14 protein-coding genes are annotated in these 18,413 nt (G+C 72.1%); 8 read left to right on the top strand and 6 right to left on the bottom strand.

Features of this window, described 5'->3' with window-relative positions; translation table 11 throughout:
* Nucleotides 1-53 precede the first annotated feature (53 nt).
* Genes ACGFH8_RS23755 through ACGFH8_RS23745 form a run of 3 tightly spaced genes read right to left on the bottom strand, consistent with a single transcriptional unit; the run spans nt 54 to nt 3,244 of the window.
* Entirely contained in the window at nt 54-923 is an 870-nt protein-coding gene (locus ACGFH8_RS23755; protein WP_393370702.1) for an NAD(P)H-hydrate dehydratase, read from the bottom strand.
* Complete coding sequence (locus tag ACGFH8_RS23750) at nt 907-1,638, bottom strand: histidine phosphatase family protein (RefSeq protein ID WP_393370699.1); 732 nt, start codon at nt 1,636-1,638, stop codon at nt 907-909. The genes ACGFH8_RS23755 and ACGFH8_RS23750 overlap by 17 nt, the downstream gene beginning before the upstream one ends.
* A gap of 43 nt (nt 1,639-1,681) precedes the next feature.
* Nucleotides 1,682-3,244 carry a glycosyltransferase family 39 protein gene (locus tag ACGFH8_RS23745; RefSeq protein WP_393370697.1) on the bottom strand — a complete coding sequence of 521 codons (1,563 nt, stop codon included), beginning with the start codon at nt 3,242-3,244 and terminating at the stop codon, nt 1,682-1,684.
* Nucleotides 3,245-3,440: 196 nt separating this feature from the next.
* Here ACGFH8_RS23745 and ACGFH8_RS23740 point away from each other — a divergent pair, with 196 nt between their 5' ends.
* From ACGFH8_RS23740 to ACGFH8_RS23725, 4 genes are all read left to right on the top strand, one after another.
* Complete coding sequence (locus tag ACGFH8_RS23740) at nt 3,441-4,331, top strand: glycosyltransferase family 2 protein (protein WP_393370694.1); 891 nt, start codon at nt 3,441-3,443, stop codon at nt 4,329-4,331.
* A gap of 26 nt (nt 4,332-4,357) precedes the next feature.
* Nucleotides 4,358-5,332 (top strand): NAD-dependent epimerase/dehydratase family protein, encoded by a 975-nt coding sequence (locus ACGFH8_RS23735; protein WP_393370691.1) that lies wholly within the window; start codon nt 4,358-4,360, stop codon nt 5,330-5,332.
* Nucleotides 5,333-5,353: 21 nt separating this feature from the next.
* Nucleotides 5,354-6,658, top strand: coding sequence for an acyltransferase family protein (locus ACGFH8_RS23730; protein WP_393370688.1), 1,305 nt, complete (start codon nt 5,354-5,356; stop codon nt 6,656-6,658).
* A gap of 85 nt (nt 6,659-6,743) precedes the next feature.
* A complete protein-coding gene (locus tag ACGFH8_RS23725) occupies nt 6,744-7,715 on the top strand; it encodes a DNA polymerase domain-containing protein (RefSeq protein ID WP_393370685.1) in 972 nt (323 codons plus the stop codon).
* 21 nt (nt 7,716-7,736) lie between these two features.
* Here ACGFH8_RS23725 and ACGFH8_RS23720 read toward each other — a convergent pair whose 3' ends face one another.
* Together ACGFH8_RS23720 and ACGFH8_RS23715 are read right to left on the bottom strand one after the other, a co-directional pair.
* The gene (locus tag ACGFH8_RS23720; RefSeq protein ID WP_393370683.1) at nt 7,737-9,905 is read right to left on the bottom strand and encodes an acyltransferase family protein; all 2,169 of its coding nucleotides are present in this window, start codon (nt 9,903-9,905) and stop codon (nt 7,737-7,739) included.
* A 72-nt stretch (nt 9,906-9,977) separates the two neighbouring features.
* The gene (locus tag ACGFH8_RS23715) at nt 9,978-10,451 is read right to left on the bottom strand and encodes an Lrp/AsnC family transcriptional regulator (protein WP_393371754.1); all 474 of its coding nucleotides are present in this window, start codon (nt 10,449-10,451) and stop codon (nt 9,978-9,980) included.
* Nucleotides 10,452-10,590: 139 nt separating this feature from the next.
* On the opposite strand from ACGFH8_RS23715, the gene pdhA reads away from it, so the two are divergent.
* The 4 genes from pdhA (at nt 10,591) to ACGFH8_RS23695 (ending at nt 16,133) form a co-directional block, all read left to right on the top strand.
* Nucleotides 10,591-11,757 carry a pyruvate dehydrogenase (acetyl-transferring) E1 component subunit alpha gene (gene pdhA / locus ACGFH8_RS23710; RefSeq protein WP_393370680.1) on the top strand — a complete coding sequence of 389 codons (1,167 nt, stop codon included), beginning with the start codon at nt 10,591-10,593 and terminating at the stop codon, nt 11,755-11,757.
* Complete coding sequence (locus ACGFH8_RS23705) at nt 11,754-12,758, top strand: alpha-ketoacid dehydrogenase subunit beta (protein ID WP_393371752.1); 1,005 nt, start codon at nt 11,754-11,756, stop codon at nt 12,756-12,758. The genes pdhA and ACGFH8_RS23705 overlap by 4 nt, the downstream gene beginning before the upstream one ends.
* Nucleotides 12,755-14,239 carry a dihydrolipoamide acetyltransferase family protein gene (locus ACGFH8_RS23700; protein WP_393370677.1) on the top strand — a complete coding sequence of 495 codons (1,485 nt, stop codon included), beginning with the start codon at nt 12,755-12,757 and terminating at the stop codon, nt 14,237-14,239. Before ACGFH8_RS23705 ends, ACGFH8_RS23700 begins: the two co-directional genes overlap by 4 nt.
* Before the next feature lie 214 nt (nt 14,240-14,453).
* Complete coding sequence (locus tag ACGFH8_RS23695) at nt 14,454-16,133, top strand: right-handed parallel beta-helix repeat-containing protein (RefSeq protein ID WP_393371750.1); 1,680 nt, start codon at nt 14,454-14,456, stop codon at nt 16,131-16,133.
* Nucleotides 16,134-16,312: 179 nt separating this feature from the next.
* Here the strand turns inward: ACGFH8_RS23695 and ACGFH8_RS23690 are convergent, their stop codons facing one another.
* Complete coding sequence (locus tag ACGFH8_RS23690) at nt 16,313-18,400, bottom strand: PQQ-dependent sugar dehydrogenase (RefSeq protein ID WP_393370674.1); 2,088 nt, start codon at nt 18,398-18,400, stop codon at nt 16,313-16,315.
* Nucleotides 18,401-18,413 lie beyond the last annotated feature (13 nt).

The following is an 18,413-nucleotide window of genomic DNA, read 5'->3' as shown; positions in this document are numbered from 1 at the left end:
GTGTGAATCCGGTACCCAGCGGGTCAAATGCGGAAACAGCGGATATCAGCCGGTCAGACCATCGACAGCGTCCCAGGGATCTCGTCGAGCAGCTCCCGGGCGAGGAAACCGATCCGGCCGTAGCGGGGGATCAGTCGCTGGCCGCTCACCGCGTGCGCGAACGAACCCCAGCAGGCGGCCTGCGCCGGGTCGGCGCCCCGGGACAACAGCCCCGCCAGCAGCCCGGCGAGCACGTCCCCACTGCCGGAGGTGCCCAGCCCGGCGTCGCCGCTCTCCTCCCGCCACCTCCGCCCGTCCGGCGCGGCCACGTGCCCGTAGAGCGAGACGACCGCCTCGTACCTGTCGGCCAGCTCGGCCGCCTCGGCGTCCAGGTCGTCGCCCGGATCGCGCCCGAGCAGGTGCCCGGCCTCGGTGACGTTGGGCGTGAGCACCACGGGCCGGCCCGAGCCGACCAGCAGGTCCGGTGTGTGGCTGAGGGCACCGAGGGCGTACGCGTCGAGCACCAGTGACGTCTGCGGTCGGGCCGCCTCCAGGACCAGGCTCAGCAGCCGGTTGGTCTCGTCGATGGCCTTCAGCCCGGGGCCGAGCGCCACCACGTCGGCCTGGGCGACCAGCTCGTCGAGTTGGCCGTCCCGGTCGGCGGCCACCGCGCCGTCGGAGGTCTCCGGCAAGCCCACCACAAGTGCCTCGGGCACCTGGATGCTCAGTGTGGCGGCTGCGGACTCGGCGACGGCGAGCTGGAGCACCCCGGCGCCGGCGCGCAGCGCGGCCACCCCGGCGAGCAGCACCGCGCCGGGAGTGAAGCGGGAACCGCCGACGATCAGCACGGTGCCCCGGCTCTCCTTGCCACCGGCCGGCACCGGTAGCGCCCAGTCGCGCAGCAACCCCGGCGTGATCACCTGCACCTCAGACCGGTTCGGCATGGATCTCGTCCTCCCTGGTCGGCTGGGCGCCCTGCCGGTGCAGGTGGCCGACCTCGTTGAATCCGCCCAGGACCAGCCGGTCCCGCGCGTCGGCGGACCAGTCGGTGACCGAGCAGTTGGCGATCACGTGCTCGCGGGTCAGCGCCATCAGGTCCGCCTCGGTCAGCCCCTCCACCAGATAGCGCAGCAGAAAGACGAGCGCGTCGTGGCCGAAGAGCAGGACCCGCTGGCCCTCGTGGTCCCGGCGCAGGTCGCCGAGCAGCGTCCGCAGCCGTAGCGCCACGTCGGTCCAGGACTCCCCGCCGGGCGGACGGTAGTAGAACTTGCCGAGCCGGGCCCGCCGCTCGGCCTCGTCGGGGTAGCGCCGGCGGACCCCGTGCCCGGTCAGGCCGTCGAGGATCCCCAGCTCCCGGTCGCGCAGCCGTTCGTCGCGGCTCACCGGCACCCCGGTGCCGTCCAGCGCCAACTCGGCGGTGGAGACCGCCCGCAGGTACGGCGAGACCACCGCGACGTCCGGCCGGCGGTCCGCGGGCAGCCCGGCCAGCCAGCGCCCGGTGGCCCGGGCCTGCTCCGCGCCGGTGGGGGACAGTGGCACGTCGGCGTCGCGGTGACTGAGCCCGATCAGCTCCTCGCCGGACGCCTCGGCGCGCGTCGCCGCCACGTTCGCGGTGCTCTCACCGTGCCGGATGATCCAGAGCGTTGCCAGTTCCGCCATGCCGACCCCCTACCCGGGTGCCGGCGGCGGTAATCGCAGCGGGTCAGCCGCGCCGTTGCAGCAGGGCGACGGTCAGCCCGGTCACGTGGGTCAGCCGGGCCACCTGGTAACGCTCGTCGAGCAGGGCGGCCCGCTGCTTCGGCAGCCCGGTCAGCGGTGCGTCGGTGACGGTCGGCAACACCAGCCAGAGCCGCGGCTCGTCGCGCAGACAGCTCGCCGGGTCGCCGCAGTCCGCGCCGAACAGCTCGTTGCGCTGGGCCGCCGTCCGCTTCTGGAACACGTTGCGCGGGGAGATGTCCGCCGGAAGGTAGTAGCGCACCCCCGGCTCGGTCATCCACCACCAGACGCCGCCCACCACGAGGCCGTCGCCGGGCTGGTAGCCGGTCTCGATGACCCGGGCCGCCTGGGAGTAGGACAGGGGCGCGAAGGCGCGTGCCTGCGGATAGGTGTACCAGCCGTGCGAGTACTCCGCGCGCAGCGTGAGCTGACCGGGCACGGACAGCGCGGCGACGACCACGAGTCCCGCCGCCATCAGCGGGGCCCGGCGCAGCGCGGCGATCCCGGCGCCGGCCAGCACCGCCCAGGCCGGCAGCAGGAACAGCAGGTACTTGGCGAAGAAGTAGTTGATCTCGCCGGCCGAGGCCAGCAGGATCACCGGCACCGGCAGCACGGCGACGAGCGTGGCGCCCACCGTCCGGTCCACGGCGTCGCGGCGCAGGTGGGTCAGCAGACCCACGGTGGCCAGCGCGGTCACCGCGACGGCGAGCAGCGTCGAGCCGTACGCCTGCTCCCAGACCGTCCAGGGCGAGCTGTCCGGGATCCAGCTGATCTGCCGGCCCGCCTGTTTCATGCCCCGCAGGATCACCGGCGCGGCGATCGCCACCCCACCGAGGGCGCCGAGCGGGAACCAGACAAGCGACCACCAGCGGCGCTGCCGCCAGCAATGGATCAGAACGACTGTGCCGTGGCCGACCAGCAGGGTCAGCGCCACCACGTTGACCAGGCCGATGCCGCCCACCGCGAGCGCGTACGCCACCCAGCGCAGCCACCCGGGCCGCTCCAGCACGCGGAGCAGGAACAGGGTGGCCGCCGCCGCGGCGAGGACGACGAAGGCGTACGAACGGGTCTCCTGCCCGAACCGGGTGACCGTGGGCACCAGGGCGAAGACGAACCCGGCGGCGACACCCGTCGGGTGGTCGAAGAGCCGTCGCCCCGCCAGCGCCACGCAGGCGGTGGCCAGGGTCATGGCCAGCGCCGACGGCAGACGTACCGCGACGGGGCTGGTGCCGAACAGCGTCGTCCAGGCGTGCATGAACAGGTAGTAGGCCCCGTGCACGGCGTCGACGTTCGCCAGCATGGCCCGGATCTGTCCGGTGGAGCGCGTCGCGACGTCGATCGTGACCAACTCGTCGTGCCACATCTCCGGGCTGCCGATCCGCCACCCGACGGCGAGCGCGGCGAATGCCGTCGGCCAGAGCCAGACGCTGCGCGCCAGCCGGCGGGCGAGGGAGACCGGCGGGCGGTCCGGCCCGGCGGGCAGGGGCGGATTTCCCCCGTCGGTAGGCGCGGGCTGCGCGTCCGTGGCGGCGACGGCGCGGTTTGACATCGGCGTCCGATCGGGGGGCGGGGTTACGGGGCGCGACGATGATAGCGCCCGCGAGGGCTGGCGCCGGACGGGTGATCGATGCGGTCGGGGTGGGCGCGCCGCCCGGTTCGGCGCTGGCCGATCGCGGGGGTGAGCCTGATAATGTGGCCGCGCCCGCCGCGCATTTTCACCACGGACAGTTAGGCCTACCCACCCAATGATTGTCGACATTATGCTGCCGTACTACGGAAGCGTGCCCCTCATGCAGGCGGCGGTACGCAGCGTGATGGCGCAGAGTGACCCCGGTTGGCGCCTCACCGTGGTGGACGACGGCACCGAGCCGGGCGTGCCCGAGTGGTTCGCGGGCATCGACGACGAGCGGGTCCGCTACCAGCGCAACGAGCGCAATCTCGGGATCACCGCCAACTACCGCAAGTGCGTCGGTCTCGCCGAGCACGAGTACCTGGTGATGATGGGCACGGACGACATCATGCACCCCAACTACATCGCGACGGTGCGATCGGTGATCGAGCAGTACCCGGGCGTCGGCATGGTCCAGCCGGGGGTCGAGACCATCGACGCCCACGGCAAAGTGGTCATCACGATGGTGGACGAGGCGAAGCGGCGGATCTACGCCCCCCGGATCCGCTCCCGTGAGCTGATGGGAGGCGAGGACCTGGCGGCCAGCCTGCTGCGCGGCTGCTGGTTCTACTTCCCGTCGATCTGCTGGCGGACGGACGCGCTCAAGGCCGTCGACTTCCGCGAGGAGTTCCAGGTCATCCAGGACCTGGCCCTGGTGATCGACCTGATCCAGCGCGGTGAGCAGATGGCCGTCGACAACACCCTCTGCTTCCAGTACCGGCGGCACGCGGTCAGCAAGTCCGCCGCCGACGCGGCCAACGGCTCCCGGTTCACCGAGGCGCGGGCGTTCTTCCTCGACGTCGCCCGGCGGATGGACGAGCAGGGCTGGCCTCGGGCGGCCCGGGCGGCCCGCACCTACACCTCGTCCCGCCTGCACGCCATCACCCTGCTGCCGACGGCGATCCTCACGGGCAGGATGTCCGGCGTGCGCAGCCTGTCCCGGCACGCGTTCGGGCCGGGCCGATGACCGACACCAGCCAGGGAGACGACGCCATGACCGTCAGACCACGACGTCCGGCGGAGGACACCGCACGGCCCGTCCGGATGGTGGTGCTCGGCGGCACCGGCTTCCTCGGCCGCCCGATCAGCCGCGCGCTGGCCGACCAGGGTCACACGGTGGTCGCCGTGGCGCGTACCCCGAAGGTGATCGGCCCGGGTGTCGAGTTCCGTGCCCTGGACCTGGCCGCCGCCGACATCGACGAGATCACCGAGGTGCTGACTGACCTCGACCCGGACGTGGTGATCAACGCGGCGGGCGGGATGTGGGGCCTCAGCGAGGCGCAGATGCTCGCGGTGAACGTGACACTCGTCGAGCGGCTCCTGGCCGCCGCGGGCCGCCTGCCGCGGCGGGTCCGGGTGCTCCAGATGGGCAGCGTGCACGAGTACGGGCTGGTCCCGGTGGACACGTCGATGCCCGAGCGGCTGACCCCCGCGCCGGTGATGCCGTACGGCGAGTTCAAGCTGCGCTGCACCGAGGCGATCACCGCCGCGGACCGGCAGGGCCTGGTCGAGGGCGTCACGCTGCGGGTGGGCAACGTCATCGGCGCCGGCCAGCCCGGTCACAGCCTGCTCGGGGTGGTCGCGGCCCGGCTGCGCGACGCCCAGCGGGCCGGTGAGCGGGCCCGCCTGGAGCTGGCTCCGCTCGGCTCCCGGCGTGACTTCATCGGTCTCGGCGACGTGGTCGCCGCCGTGCAACTGGCCGCGACCCGCCCCGAGGCGGCCGGTCAAGTGATCAACATCGGTCGGGGAGTGGGGGCCAGCGCGCGTGATATGGTCCGCCTCCTCATCGAGGTCAGTGAGGTCCCGACCGACCTGATCGAGGCCGAGCAGACCGGTCCCGCCGAGACGAAATGGCAGCGGCTGGACGTCGGGTTGGCCGCCGAGGTGCTCGGTTGGTCACCGAGCGACGACCTGCACACCGAGATGAAGCAGTTGTGGGAGCACGCCGGCGCCGAGGTGCCCGCCTGATGCCGAGAGGTGCCTGACCGCATGACTACCCCCGCTCTCATCCGGTCCCGGGGCACGTTGGCCGACCTGCTCTCCGGCCGGAGCAACGGCATCGGGCTGATCCGGCTCTGCCTCGCCGTCGGCGTCGTGCTGTCGCACTCCAAGCCGCTCGGCTTCGGCGCCAACGACCTGGGCTACCACCTGACCGGTCGGCAGACGAACGTCGGCACCATGGCCGTGTACGGCTTCTTCGTGCTGTCCGGCCTGCTGATCACCCGCAGTGCCCGGCGTACCGGCATCATCCGCTACGCCTGGCACCGGGCTCTGCGGATCTTCCCCGGTCTCTGGGTCTGCCTGCTGGTCAGCGCGCTGGTGATCGCCCCGCTCGTCACGTTGCGCGAGCACGGCAGCACCGCCGGCTTCTTCGACAACGCCTGGGACCGGGGCGGCCCGTTGGCCTACCTGCAGGCCAACTGGTGGACCGGTGTCCGCCAGTACGGCATCCGCGACCTGTTCACGGAGACCACCCCGTGGAGTGACAAGGTCAACTACAGCGTCTTCAACGGCGCCCTGTGGTCGCTCAAGTACGAGATGTTCTGCTACGTCGTGGTGGGCGTGCTGGCGGTGACCGCCGTGCTGCGCAACGCCCGCCGGTTCGTGCTGTTCCTGACCGTCGCGCTCTACCTGAGCATCCTGCAGGACTGGGTCAGCTCCGGACGGATCAGCGGCCCGGCGCCGACGGCGAGCTGGACCTTCGTGTCGCCGCTGGTCGGCACGATGACCTTCCACTACATCGTCTACCTGGGCTTCCTCTTCGCCGCCGGCGCGACCCTGGACCTCTACCGGGAGCGGGTGCCGATCAACGACGCGCTGGGCATCGGCTCGGCGGTGGCGCTCGGGTTGTCCCTGCTCTTCGGCGGCTTCTTCGTCATCGGGCTGCCCGCGTTCGCGTACCTGCTGGTCTGGTTGTCGGTGCGGATGCCCCGCCAGTTGCACTGGGTGGGCCGCAAGAACGACTACTCGTACGGCATCTACATCTACGGGTTCGTCTTCCAGCAGGTGATGGCGAGCCTCGGCTGGAGCCGCTGGGGTTACGTGCCGTTCGCGGCGATGTCGGTCGCGGTCGCCTTCGCCGCCGCGTTCCTGTCCTGGAAGTTGGTCGAGCGGCCGGCGCTGCGGTTGAAGGACTGGACGCCGGGCTTCGTGGCCCGCCGGTCGCCCCCCGGGGTGCCGGTCGAGCAGCAGACCGCGGTGGCCGAGGAGCCGCCCGCGACGCCGCCGGTGCAGGTCGGCGGCCCGACCCAGGAGTTGCCGCAGCAACCCGCCACGCTGGTTCCTGGCCGCTAGGGCCTCTGTAAAGCCCCTGGCTCGACCGAGGACTTTGGCACGTGCCTACCCCGCCGGCCCGCCCCCGAGCCGTACGCTCGGGGGCGTGGCCACGGTGGCGGAGGAGATTCAGGTGGGGGAGCGGCTGGTCCGCGTCTCCAGCCCCGACAAGCCGTACTTCCCGGAACGTGGCCTGACCAAGCTGGACGTGGTCAGTTACTTCCTGGCGGTGGGTGACGGCATCCTGCGTGCCCTGCGGGACCGGCCCACGATGCTGGAACGCTGGCCGCGCGGCGTCTTCGAGGGCGCGACGATCGCCACCCGGCAGACCAACCGGGGCGACGCGTTCTACCAGAAGCGGCTGCCGGCGGGCGCTCCCGAGTGGGTGCGCACCGCGCACATCACCTTCCCCAGTGGCCGGACCGCCGACGAGGTCGCGCCGAGCGAGTTGGCGGTGGTGATCTGGGCGGCCAACCTGGGCACCCTGCGGTTTCACCCCTGGCCGGTCACCGCCGCCGACGTGGAGCGACCCGACCAGCTACGCATCGACCTCGACCCGCTGCCCGGCGTCGGGTTCGATCAGGTGGTGCCGGTGGCCCGCGAGGTCAACGCGTTCCTCACCGAGCTGGGGATGACCGGCTATCCGAAGACCACCGGCGGGCGGGGCCTGCACATCTACCTGTCGATCGAGCCGCGGTGGAGCTTCGGCGACTGCCGTCGGGCGGTGCTCGCGCTGGGCCGGGAGATGCAGCGCCGGCTCCCGGAGCTGGTCACCACCACCTGGTGGCGCGACAAGCGGGACCGGCCGGTCTTCGTCGACTACAACCAGATGTCGCGGGACCACACGATGGCCTCGGCGTACTCGATCCGACCGACGCCCCAGGCGCTGGTGTCGGCGCCGTTGACCTGGGCGGAGCTGGACGACGCTCGGCCGGAGGACTTCGACGTGCTGTCGGTCCCGGCCCGCTTCGCCGAGCGCGGCGACCCGCACGCCGGCCTGGACGGCGACCGGCACTCGTTGGAGCCGCTGTTGGAACTGGCCGACCGGGACGGGCTGGAGGCCCCACCAGAACGGTGAGGTCCGGGCCAGCCCGGCGGGTCACAGCTCGGCGAGCACGGGCTTGAGCGCGGCGCCCACCTGGGGCGCGAGGGTCGTCGAGTACGTGGCGCTGAGGTGGTGCGCGTCGCGCCAGACGAGGACTCCTCCGATGACGGGGGCGCACCGGTCGGCGGGACAGATCCAGTCGTTCAGGTCGATCAGGTGGGCGCCGGACAGCCCGTCGGCGGCCTCCTCCTGGGCCGGACCACCCCCGCGGCCCAGGACCTCGTCCCGGCTGTCGGCGCACTTCGTCAGGCGGTTCGGGTTCTTCGACACGCACTCGGCGATGTCCTTGAGGTGCAGCGGCGTGTCCCGCAGCACCACCACCGGCACCTTCTCCGCGATCATGCCGCTCCACGTCTTGCGCAGCTCGCGGACCATCGCGGACCGCCATTTCGCGGCCGGCTCGCCGTTGACCGGGTACTCGGCGTTGGTGACGATCAGCAGGTCGGGACGGCCCTTGCCGACGAGCGTCTCGCGGACCTTCCTGTTCCATTCCGTGCAGGCCGAGTAGGGCCTGTCGTTCAGGGAGATCTCCGCCGTCAGGAACGGGCAACCGCTCTTGGTGTACGTGGCGAGACGCCACCCGTTGGTCTCCGCCGCCAGCCGCATGGCGGGGACCCACTGGTCGGCGTGGGAGTCACCGGCGAGCGCGATGGCGGTCGCGGAGTTCATCTTCCCGTAGACGCAGACCTCCGGCGTCGCGGACTCCAGCGACACGTGGCAGCTCTTCGTCGCCTGCAACAGCGGCGCGTCTCGGGCCGCCCGCGCCGGGTCGGGGGTGATCGACGCGACCTTGTCGACGGGCATCCCGGCCCGGCTGGTGCGGGGGGATCCGCCGAGCGCCGCGGCGCCCGGCGCGGCCGGTGGCGTCGCCTGCGGGGACCCTCCGGGCACCTGACCCATGATGGCCGACGGGGACGTCGTACCCGTCGTCGACGGGATGGTCAGTTGGAAGGTCAGGCCGGCCAGCGCGGCCGCGCCGGTGCAGATGGCGCCGATGCGCAGGGCGGAGGCTGGCCGGTCGGCGAGGACCGGTGACCGGCGGACCGGGTTCTCGATGAAGTGGTACGTGAGCGCGGCGGGGATCGCCGAGGCGGCCACGACGGCGAGCGCGGGGCCGACGCCGAGGTCACCGAACTGTGCCTGCGCGGCGACAAGCACCGGCCAGTGCCACAGGTACAGCGAGTAGGAGATCCCGCCGACGTAGCGCAGCGGCTGCCGGCCCAGCAGGAGGGCGGGCCCGGCACGGCCGGCGGCCGGTCCGAACGCGATCACCGTGGCGGTGCCGAGGGTGGGGCCGAGCGCGGCGTAGCCGGGGAAGCCGGCGTCCGTGGTGATCAGCGCGGCCGAGGCGCCGACGGCGATCAGCCCGGCCCAGGCCAGCGGGACGGCCACCAGCCGTGGTGACCGGCCCCACCAGGTCGCCGTGACGGCGACGGCGCCACCGAGGGCCAACTCCCACATCCGGGTGGTGGTCACGTAGTACGCCGAGGGGTCGGTCGGTGAGACGTACAGCGCCCAGGCGAACGAGGGGACCGCGATCAGCGCCAACCCCGCCAGGTAGAGGCCGCGGCTCGCACGTCCGCGGCGGCGGGCGAACCACCCGAGGGCGATCAGCAGCAGCGGCCACACCAGGTAGAACTGCTCCTCGACGGCGAGGGACCAGAAGTGCTGGGCGATGCTCGCGGCGTCGTTGGCGGCCACGTAGTCGGCGGACTGCCCGGCCAGCCGCCAGTTCATGGCGTAGCAGGCGCTGGCGATGACGTCCCAGGCGGTGGCCGACCAGCGGCCACGAGGCAGGAAGACGTAGGTGAGCACCAGGGTCGCGAGCAGGACGGTCGCGGCGGCCGGCAGCAGACGCTTCGCGCGCCGGGCGTAGAAGTCGGTGAGCGAGAGCCGCCCACGTTTGTCGAGTTCGTCGAGCAGCAGGCCGGTGATGAGGAAGCCGGAGATCACGAAGAACACGTCGACACCGACGAAACCGCCGGGCAGGTACGGCACTCCGGCGTGACCGAGGAGCACCAGCAGCACGGCCACCGCGCGCAGGCCTTCGATGTCCCCGCGGAAGGACCGCGGAGCTGTCGACACCGGCCTGGTCGACGTCGGTTTGGTCGGTGCCGGTGCGGCGACCCGGGCCTGCTCCCACAACTCGTTCGATATAGCCACGTCGCGGATAGTAGCGACGTTCTCCGGTAAATCGCCTATCTCGGCACTCTGTCAAAGAATTCGTGTTATGCCCTACTGCCAGGGACTCTGCGTCCCGCCGAACTCCTCGAAGACGAGCCAGGACCGCGTCGACAACACCCCGGCGATGCGCTGCACCCGGTCCAGCACCACATCCCGCAGGGCGGCGTTGTCCGGAGCCCGGACCAGAGCCAACACGTCGTGCTCACCACTGAGCAACGCGACGTGCTCGACATAGCGGACCTGGGCCAGCTCGGCCGACACCTCCCGCCAGGTGTTCTGCTCGATCGTCAGCGCCATGTACGCCGAGGTGCCCAGCCCGGCGGCCTCGGGCGCCACCTGGGCGCGGAACCCGGTGATCACCCCGTCGCGCACCAACCGCTCCACCCGCGCGTACGCGTTGGTGCGGGAGATGTGGATCCGTTCGGCGAGGGTGCGCACCGACGTGCGCCCGTCGCGGACCAGCTCGTCGAGGATCCGCCGGTCCACCTCGTCCAGAGCGCGAACCGATCGTCCCGATCCCACCATCCGGTCTGCTGCGTCGCCGGTTTCTTGGCTCACCGATACCCCTCCCGCATGCCAACCGTCCCGCCTTCTGCGTGGATCTTGAGTCAATCATCCGACACGCGACAGCATAGGCTCACCACACGTCCCAGGAGGTTCCGCCGTGACGACCACTCCCCAGGCGGTCCGCAGGGCATCCCCGCGTACGCGTCGAGCGGCCACCCCGCCCGACCCGGCGCGCCCGCTACTGCCGGACGCCGAGCCGGTTCGCCTGCTCGACCCGAACGGCACACAGTTGCCCGCCCGCCCCCACTACCCGGAGCCACCCGTCGAGGCGCTGCGCGAGCTGTACCGCCGGATGGTGCTCGGCCGCCGCTTCGACACCCAGGCCACCGCCCTGACCAAGCAGGGCCGGCTGGCCGTCTACCCGTCCTCCCGGGGGCAGGAGGCGTGCCAGGTCGCCGCGACGCTCGCGGTCCGCGACACCGACTGGGTCTTCCCCACCTACCGTGAGTCGATGGCGCTGGTTGCCCGGGGCATCGACCCGGTCGAGGTGCTCACCCTGCTGCGCGGCGACTGGCACTGCGGCTACGACCCGACCGAGGTGCACACCGCGCCGCAGTGCACCCCGCTCGCCACCCAGTGCGTGCACGCCGCCGGGCTGGCGTACGGCGAGGCGTACCAGGGTCGCGACACCGTGGCGCTGGCCTTCATCGGCGACGGCGCCACGAGCGAGGGCGACTTCCACGAGGGGATCAACTTCGCCGCCGTGTTCAAGGCGCCGGTGGTCTTCTTCGTGCAGAACAACCGCTACGCCATCAGCGTCCCGCTGTCCCGGCAGACCGCCGCGCCGTCGCTCGCCTACAAGGGCGTCGGCTACGGCGTGCCCAGCGAGCAGGTCGACGGCAACGACCCGGTGGCCGTGCTCGCCGTGCTCACCCGCGCGGTCGCCCACGCCCGCGCCGGCAACGGGCCGTTCCTCGTCGAGGCGCACACCTACCGGATGGAGCCGCACACGAACGCGGACGACGCCAGCCGCTACCGCGACGGCGCGGAGGTCGACGCCTGGCGCGACCGCGACCCGATCGCCCGGCTGGAGACCTACCTGCGGGCCCGCGGGGTGCTCGACGACGCGGCGGTCGCCGAGGTCGCCGAGCAGGCCGAGGCGTACGCGGCGGACCTGCGCACCCGGATGAACGAGCAGCCCACGGTGGACCCGCTGAGCCTCTTCGACCACGTCTACGCCCAGCCCACCCCGCAGCTCATCGAGCAGCGCGAGATGGTCCGCGCCGAGTTGGCCGCCGCCCGCGACGAAGAGGGTGACGCCTGATGGCCACCACCATGGCGAAGGCGCTCAACACCGCGCTCGCCGACGCCCTCGCCGCCGACGACCGGGTCGTCGTCTTCGGTGAGGACGTCGGCGCGCTCGGCGGCGTCTTCCGGATCACCGACGGCCTCCAGGCCCGCTTCGGCGAGGACCGGTGCTTCGACACCCCGCTCGCCGAGGCCGGCATCGTCGGCTTCGCCGTCGGCCTGGCCATGTCCGGCCTGCGGCCGGTGGTCGAGATGCAGTTCGACGCGTTCGCGTACCCGGCGTTCGAGCAGATCGCCTCACACGTGGCGAAGCTGCGCAACCGGACCCGGGGCAAGCTCAGCGTGCCCATCGTGATACGCGTGCCGTACGCCGGTGGGATCGGCGGGGTCGAGCACCACTGCGACTCGTCCGAGGCGTACTACGCACACACCCCCGGCCTGAAGGTGGTCACCCCGGCCACTGTCGAGGACGCGTACTCGCTGCTGCGCGAGGCGATCGACGACCCCGACCCGGTGGTCTTCATGGAGCCCAAGAAGCTCTACTTCGCCAGCGCCGACGCGATCCTGCCGACCCGGGCCGAGCCGTTCGGGCGGGCCGTCGTGCGCCGGCCCGGCCGCGACGCCACACTCGTGGCGTACGGGCCGGCGGTGCCGGTCGCGCTGGAGGCCGCCGAGGCCGCCCGCGAGGAGGGCTGGGACCTGGAGGTGGTGGACGTGCGCACCATCGTCCCGTTCGACGACGACACCATCGCCGCCTCGGTCCGCCGCACCGGCCGCTGCGTGGTGATCCAGGAGGCGCAGGGCTTCGCGGGGGTGGGCGCGGAGATCGCCGCCCGAGTGCAGGAGCGCTGCTTCCACGCGCTGCACGCCCCGGTGCTGCGGGTCGCCGGGCTGGACATCCCGTACCCGGCGCCGATGCTGGAGCACACCCACCTGCCCGGTGTGGACCGGGTGCTCGACGCGGTGGCCCGCCTTCAGTGGGACGACCAGCCGGACGCGCGTTGGGCGGCGGCATGACCACGGTCGAACGGACGCAGGTCTTCCTCCTGCCCGACCTGGGCGAAGGGCTGAGCGAGGCCGAGATCGTCGAGTGGCGGGTCGCCGTGGGCGATGTGGTCACCGTCGACCAGAGCGTGGTCGAGGTGGAGACCGCCAAGGCGGTCGTCGACGTGCCCTGCCCGTACGCCGGCCGGGTCGTCACCCTGCACGGCGCGGCCGGTGAGGTACGTCCGGTCGGCCAGCCGTTGATCACCATCGCGCCGCTGGACGGCGGCGAGGAGCCCGCCGGGCACGCCACCTACCGCGAGGAGGAGCGGGCCGGCTCCGGCAACGTGCTGATCGGGTACGGCACCGGCCACGGCGGCGCCACCCGCCGTCGGCGCCGGCCTCGGCTGACGCTCGCCCCCGAGCCGGCCGACACCGACCCGGCCGACACCGCGCGAGCCGATGGTGCTGCCGCGACGGGCGGTGTTGCCCCGACCGGCGGTGTTGCCCCGACCGGGGGTGTGGCTCCGACCGGTGGTGCTGCTCCGAGCGATGGTGGTGCTTCGATCGGTGGGGCCCGCCCGGCTGGCGGCGGTGCCGCGGGCGACGCGCCCGGTCAATCGGCGCGGGCCACTGCCCTGGTCATCTCGCCGATCGTGCGGCGACTGGCCCGGGAGCGTGGCGTCGACCTGAACGCGGTACGGGGCACCGGGCCCGGCGGCGTGATCCGCCGGGCCGACGTGGAGGCGGCGCTGACCATGCCCGCCGCCCGGCTCGCCGCCGTGCCGGACGCCCCCGTCACGCCGGTGCCGTCCGCCGACGGCGACGTGATCGTCCCGCTCACCGGCGTCCGCAAGGTCATCGCCGACAAGCTCTCCCGCAGCCGGCGGGAGATCCCGGAGGTGACGATCTGGGTCGACGTGGACGCCACCGGGCTGCTGGAGACCCGGGCCGCGATCAACGCGGCGACTCCCGACGCGCCGGTGAGCATCCTGGCCCTGCTGGCCCGGATCTGCCTCAGCGGACTGCGCCGGTTCCCGCAGCTCAACTCCCGGGTCGACACCGAGGCGCAGCGGATCGTGCAGTCCGCAGGGGTGCACCTCGGTATCGCCGCGCAGACCGACAGGGGTCTGCTGGTGCCGGTGCTGCGCGACGCCCAGCGCCTCACCACCGCCGAGCTGGCCGCCGAACTCGCGGCGACCACCGCCGCCGCGCGGGCGGGCAGCCTGCCGCCGGCCCGGCTGACCGGCGGCACGTTCACGCTCAACAACTACGGCGTGTTCGGCGTCGACGGCTCCACGCCGATCATCAACCACCCGGAGGCGGCGCTGCTCGGCATCGGGCGGATCGTGGACAAGCCGTGGGTGGTCGACGGGCAACTCGCCGTCCGCAAGGTGACCCAGCTCAGCCTCACCTTCGACCACCGGGTCTGTGACGGTGGGGTGGCCGGCGGGTTCCTGCGGCACGTCGCCGACTGCGTGGAGCGCCCGGCGCTGCTGATCGCCGCCGTCTGAGACGCGTACCCCGGCCCCGGCGCTGCCCGTGCGGCGCCGGGGCCGGCGCACGTCCGGGTTTCCCGGCGGCGTTCTCGGGCCGGGGTTTCCCGGCGGTGTCACGGGGCCGGGGTTTCCCGGCGGCGTGCCCGAGCCGGGGTTTCCCGGCGGCGTCACCGGGAAGTCGGCCCCGCCGGAGCGCACCGAACGCGTCGAAGGGAGCCGGCCTGTGGCCGTGGCGAACGAGGTGCTACTGAACTCGGTCCGGGTACGACGACCCGCCTCGGCCGGCGCGCCGCTCTACTGCGACGCGCTGGAGTACGGCCTCACCGGCGACGGCGCGACGAACGACCAGCCGGCGTTGGCCGCCCTCGTGGACCGCCTGGGCGCCGGGTACGCGTCGGACGGACGGGCCCGGGTCATCTACTGCCCACCGGGCATCTACTCGATCCGGGACGCGGGCACGGTGTGGCGCAGCGGCGTGTCGTTGATCGGGGCCGGCCCGGCGGCGACCCGGTTCATGCTCAGCAACGAGGGCAACCGAGCCGACCCGACCCCGTTGGCCTTCTGGACCACCGTGCAGCACGGCGCCGACCGGGACCGGCACATCGCCGACTGCACCTTCTCCGACTTCCAGATCGACGGCTCCGGCGTGGCCATGGCCGAGTACAACTACCTGGCCAAGGGCCTCGGTCTGCAGTACGTCGTGCGCGGCGTGTTCCGCAACCTCTACATCCACCACACCGCGGCCACCGGGCTGGGCTGCGACTTCCTCCAGGACTCCCTGATCGACGGCGTGGTGGTGGTCGGCTGCGGCCGACTCGACAACGGCGAGCAGATGGGCGGCGCCGGCATCGGGATCGGCGTCGGCGGTTGGGGCACGGTCGAGCGGCTGACAATCGCCAACTCCACCACGCTTGCCAACGGCACCAACGGCATCTTCCTGGAGCTGCAGAAGGACTACTGGCCGCCACCGCGCGGCTACCGCATCATCGGTTGTCACAGCCAGGGCAACCGCTTCGGCATCTCCGACTGGGGCGCCGACGGGCTGATCGTCTCCGCGTGCACCATGACCGGCAACCTGGAGACCGGCTTCGACGTGTCGGCGCAGGGCACCTCGTCCGTGGCTGGCCGGGGTGGGCTGCTCACCGACTGCGTCATCGACGGCAACATGTACGACGGCGTCAGCATCGGCAACAGCCCCGGCCCGTACACCGTGCGGGGCAACCGGATCAGCGGCAACGGGCGGCACGGCTATCACGCGCTCGATCTGGGACGCGGTTACCAGGGCTCGGTCCGGGACGTGGTCGTCGAGAGCAACGAGTTCTGGGGCAACGGGCTCGACGCGATCCGGATCGACCACCAGATGACCGACGCGGTGCTGCTCAACAACCGGATCCGCAACAACGGGCGGCAGTGCGCGGAGGGGGCCGGCGGCGCGGGGGACGGGGTCCGCTACAGCGAGCGGTGCCTGGTGGACCGGTCGGCCAACTGGCCGCACGACGGGCACCGGGGCAAGACGCTACGGGTCGGCCGGGCCGTCGCCATGGTCGCCTCCAACACCGGCGACGAACTCACCCTCGCCCCGGTACGCCCCGACGGGTTCACCGCGTGGAGCGGGGACGTGCCGCCGCCCGGCTGCGGATACGAACTGTCTCCCGCGCCGCAGCGGCGTGCCGGGATCACGATCAACGCGCCGTTCGACTCGGCCACTGTTCGCGGCAACCGGATCTGGGACAACCACGACGACCAGACCCAGACGCACGGGCTGTGGATCACCGAGCGCGGCAGTTGCGTGGGCTGCCGGGTCGAGGACAACGACCTGGCCGGCAACGCCGGCGACGGGATGCTGCTGGACACCCCGCCGGTGGGCGGACGCTGGCGGGACAACCACGTCGAGAACGACTGGACCTGAGCGACGACCGGAGGGCCGTGCGCGGTGTGCGAGCCGTGCGCGGTGTGCGAGCCGCCCGAGCCGTGCGCGGTGTGCGTCTCGCGCCGTGCGCGGTGGGCGTCTCCGCGCCGGCCGGAGCAGAGACGACGAGCGGCGGCGACCGGAGTGATCCGGTCGCCGCCGCTGTCATCGTGGGTTGGTCAGCCGGCCAGGCCGGCCACCGGGGTCGGGTCCAGCACGACCGTGGCCGAGCCCGACTGCGCGGGGTTGCCCGCGTCGGTGTACTCCGCGACGAACACGGCGGTCAGGTTGTCCGCACCGCTGTGTCCACCGTCGAGGAACGTGGGAATGGTCCCGGAGCAACCCGTCGAGGTGGAGAGCGGGTGCCCGTGCTCGTCGTGCCCGAGCACGTAGGTGACCTTCACCTTGGAGCAGTCCACCGGCAGGTCGTCGGTGACCTTCACCTCGTACGCGACCGTCTGCCCGAACTGGAAGGGCTGCCCGGCCTCCGGGGTGACGAACTCGACGACCGGCGCGGTCGGCCCGACCACGAGCGGCAGGGATGCCGAGGCGGACCGTCCGGTGCGGTCGGTCACCTTCAGCGTCGGCGTGTAGGAGCCGTTCTCCGGGAACGTCCAGCTCGCGTTCGGAGCGGTGCTGTCCACCGAACCGTCCGCGTTGAAGTCCCACGCGTAGCTGAGCGTGTCACCGTCCGGGTCGGTGGTGCCGGCGCTGGAGAACGCGACGGTCAACGGGGCCTGCCCGACGGTCGGCGTACCACTGATCTTCGGGATCGGCGTCCGGTTGCCGCGGACGAAGTCGATCCGGGACAGCTGGGCGTCCGGGTTCTCGGCGAAGTAGCCGTCACCGTACTCCAGCACGTAGAGCGCGCCGTCCGGGCCGAACTCCATGTCCATCGGGTTGTCCACCACGAGCGACGGCGCCACCGGACGGATGTCCGTCACGTCACCGTCGGAGTCGAGGCGGAACTCCTTGATGTAGTCGCGGGACCACTCGTAGAACAGCGGCACGCCGTCGTAGTAGGCCGGCCAGCGGGTACGCGACGTGCTGGTGCCGTCGTAGTCGTACGCCGGGCCGCCCATCGGCGAGATGCCGCCGGTGCCCAGTTGCGGGAACTCGGCCGACGGGGCGGCCGCGTACCAGACCTGCGGCTGCTCGACCGCCGGCAGCACCCGCTTGCCGGTGTTGTGCGGTGAGTCGTTGACCGGGCGCTTGCAGTTGAACTTGGCGCCGGACTTGCCGGTGGCGAAGTCGTAGTCGCGGTAGGCGATCGTCGGCGTCACGCAGTACGGCCAGCCGTAGTTCGCCGGCTTGTCGATGACCATCCACCGGCCGTGCCCGGCCGGCCCGCGCTCCGGGTTCGGGGTGGAGGCGTCCGGGGAGTAGTCGCCCACGTACACGTTGTCGGTACGCCTGTCGACGGAGAACCGGAACGCGTTACGCAGCCCCATCGCGTAGATCTCCGGGCGGGTCTGCGCCGTGCCCGGCTTGAACAGGTTGCCGGCCGGCACCGTGTAACCGCCGCCGTTCTTCACCTTGATGCGCAGCAGCTTGCCGCGCAGGTCGTTGGTGTTGGCCGCGCTGCGCTGGGCGTCGAACGCCGGGTGACGGTCGGCCCGCTCGTCGATCGGGATGTAGCCGTCGGAGGCGAACGGGTTGGTGTCGTCACCTGTCGACAGGTACAGGTTGCCCAAGCTGTCGAAGTCGATCTGGCCGCCGACGTGGCAGCAGATGCCCCGGTCGGTCGGCACGTCGATGATCTGCTGCTCGCTGGCGAGGTTGAGCTTCATCCCGTCCAGCTTGAACCGGGACAGCCGCAGCGCGCCCTTGTACGGCTGCCAGTCCGCCTCGGTGCCGGTCTCCGGCGCGTCCCCCTCGTTGACGCCGGGGGTCGCCGGGTCGTCCACCGGCGTGTTCATCGGCGGCGAGTAGTAGAGGTAGACCCACTTGTTCTGGGCGAAGTTCGGGTCGATGGCGACCCCCTGCAACCCCTCCTCGTCGTGCTCGTACACCGGGATGTCGGCGGCGAGGGTGTTCAGCCCGGTACGCGGGTCGTGGATGCGGACCTCGCCGGTGCGGGAGGTGTGCAGCACCCGCAGGTCGGGCAGGACGGCGAGGCTCATCGGCTCGCCCGGGAAGTCGTTGAGAGTCACTTTCTGGAAGCTGGTGTCCGGCGGCGCGGCCGGCGCCGCGGCCGCTGCCGACGCTGGTACGACCAGACCGGCCGTCACCAGCAGCAGAGCGGACACGAATGCGGTTCTGTTCATCAAGATTGTCCCC

The organism is Micromonospora sp. NPDC049175 (assembly GCF_043197345.1).
Lineage (GTDB): Bacteria > Actinomycetota > Actinomycetes > Mycobacteriales > Micromonosporaceae > Micromonospora.
This window is presented reverse-complemented; position numbering and strand designations above follow the sequence as displayed.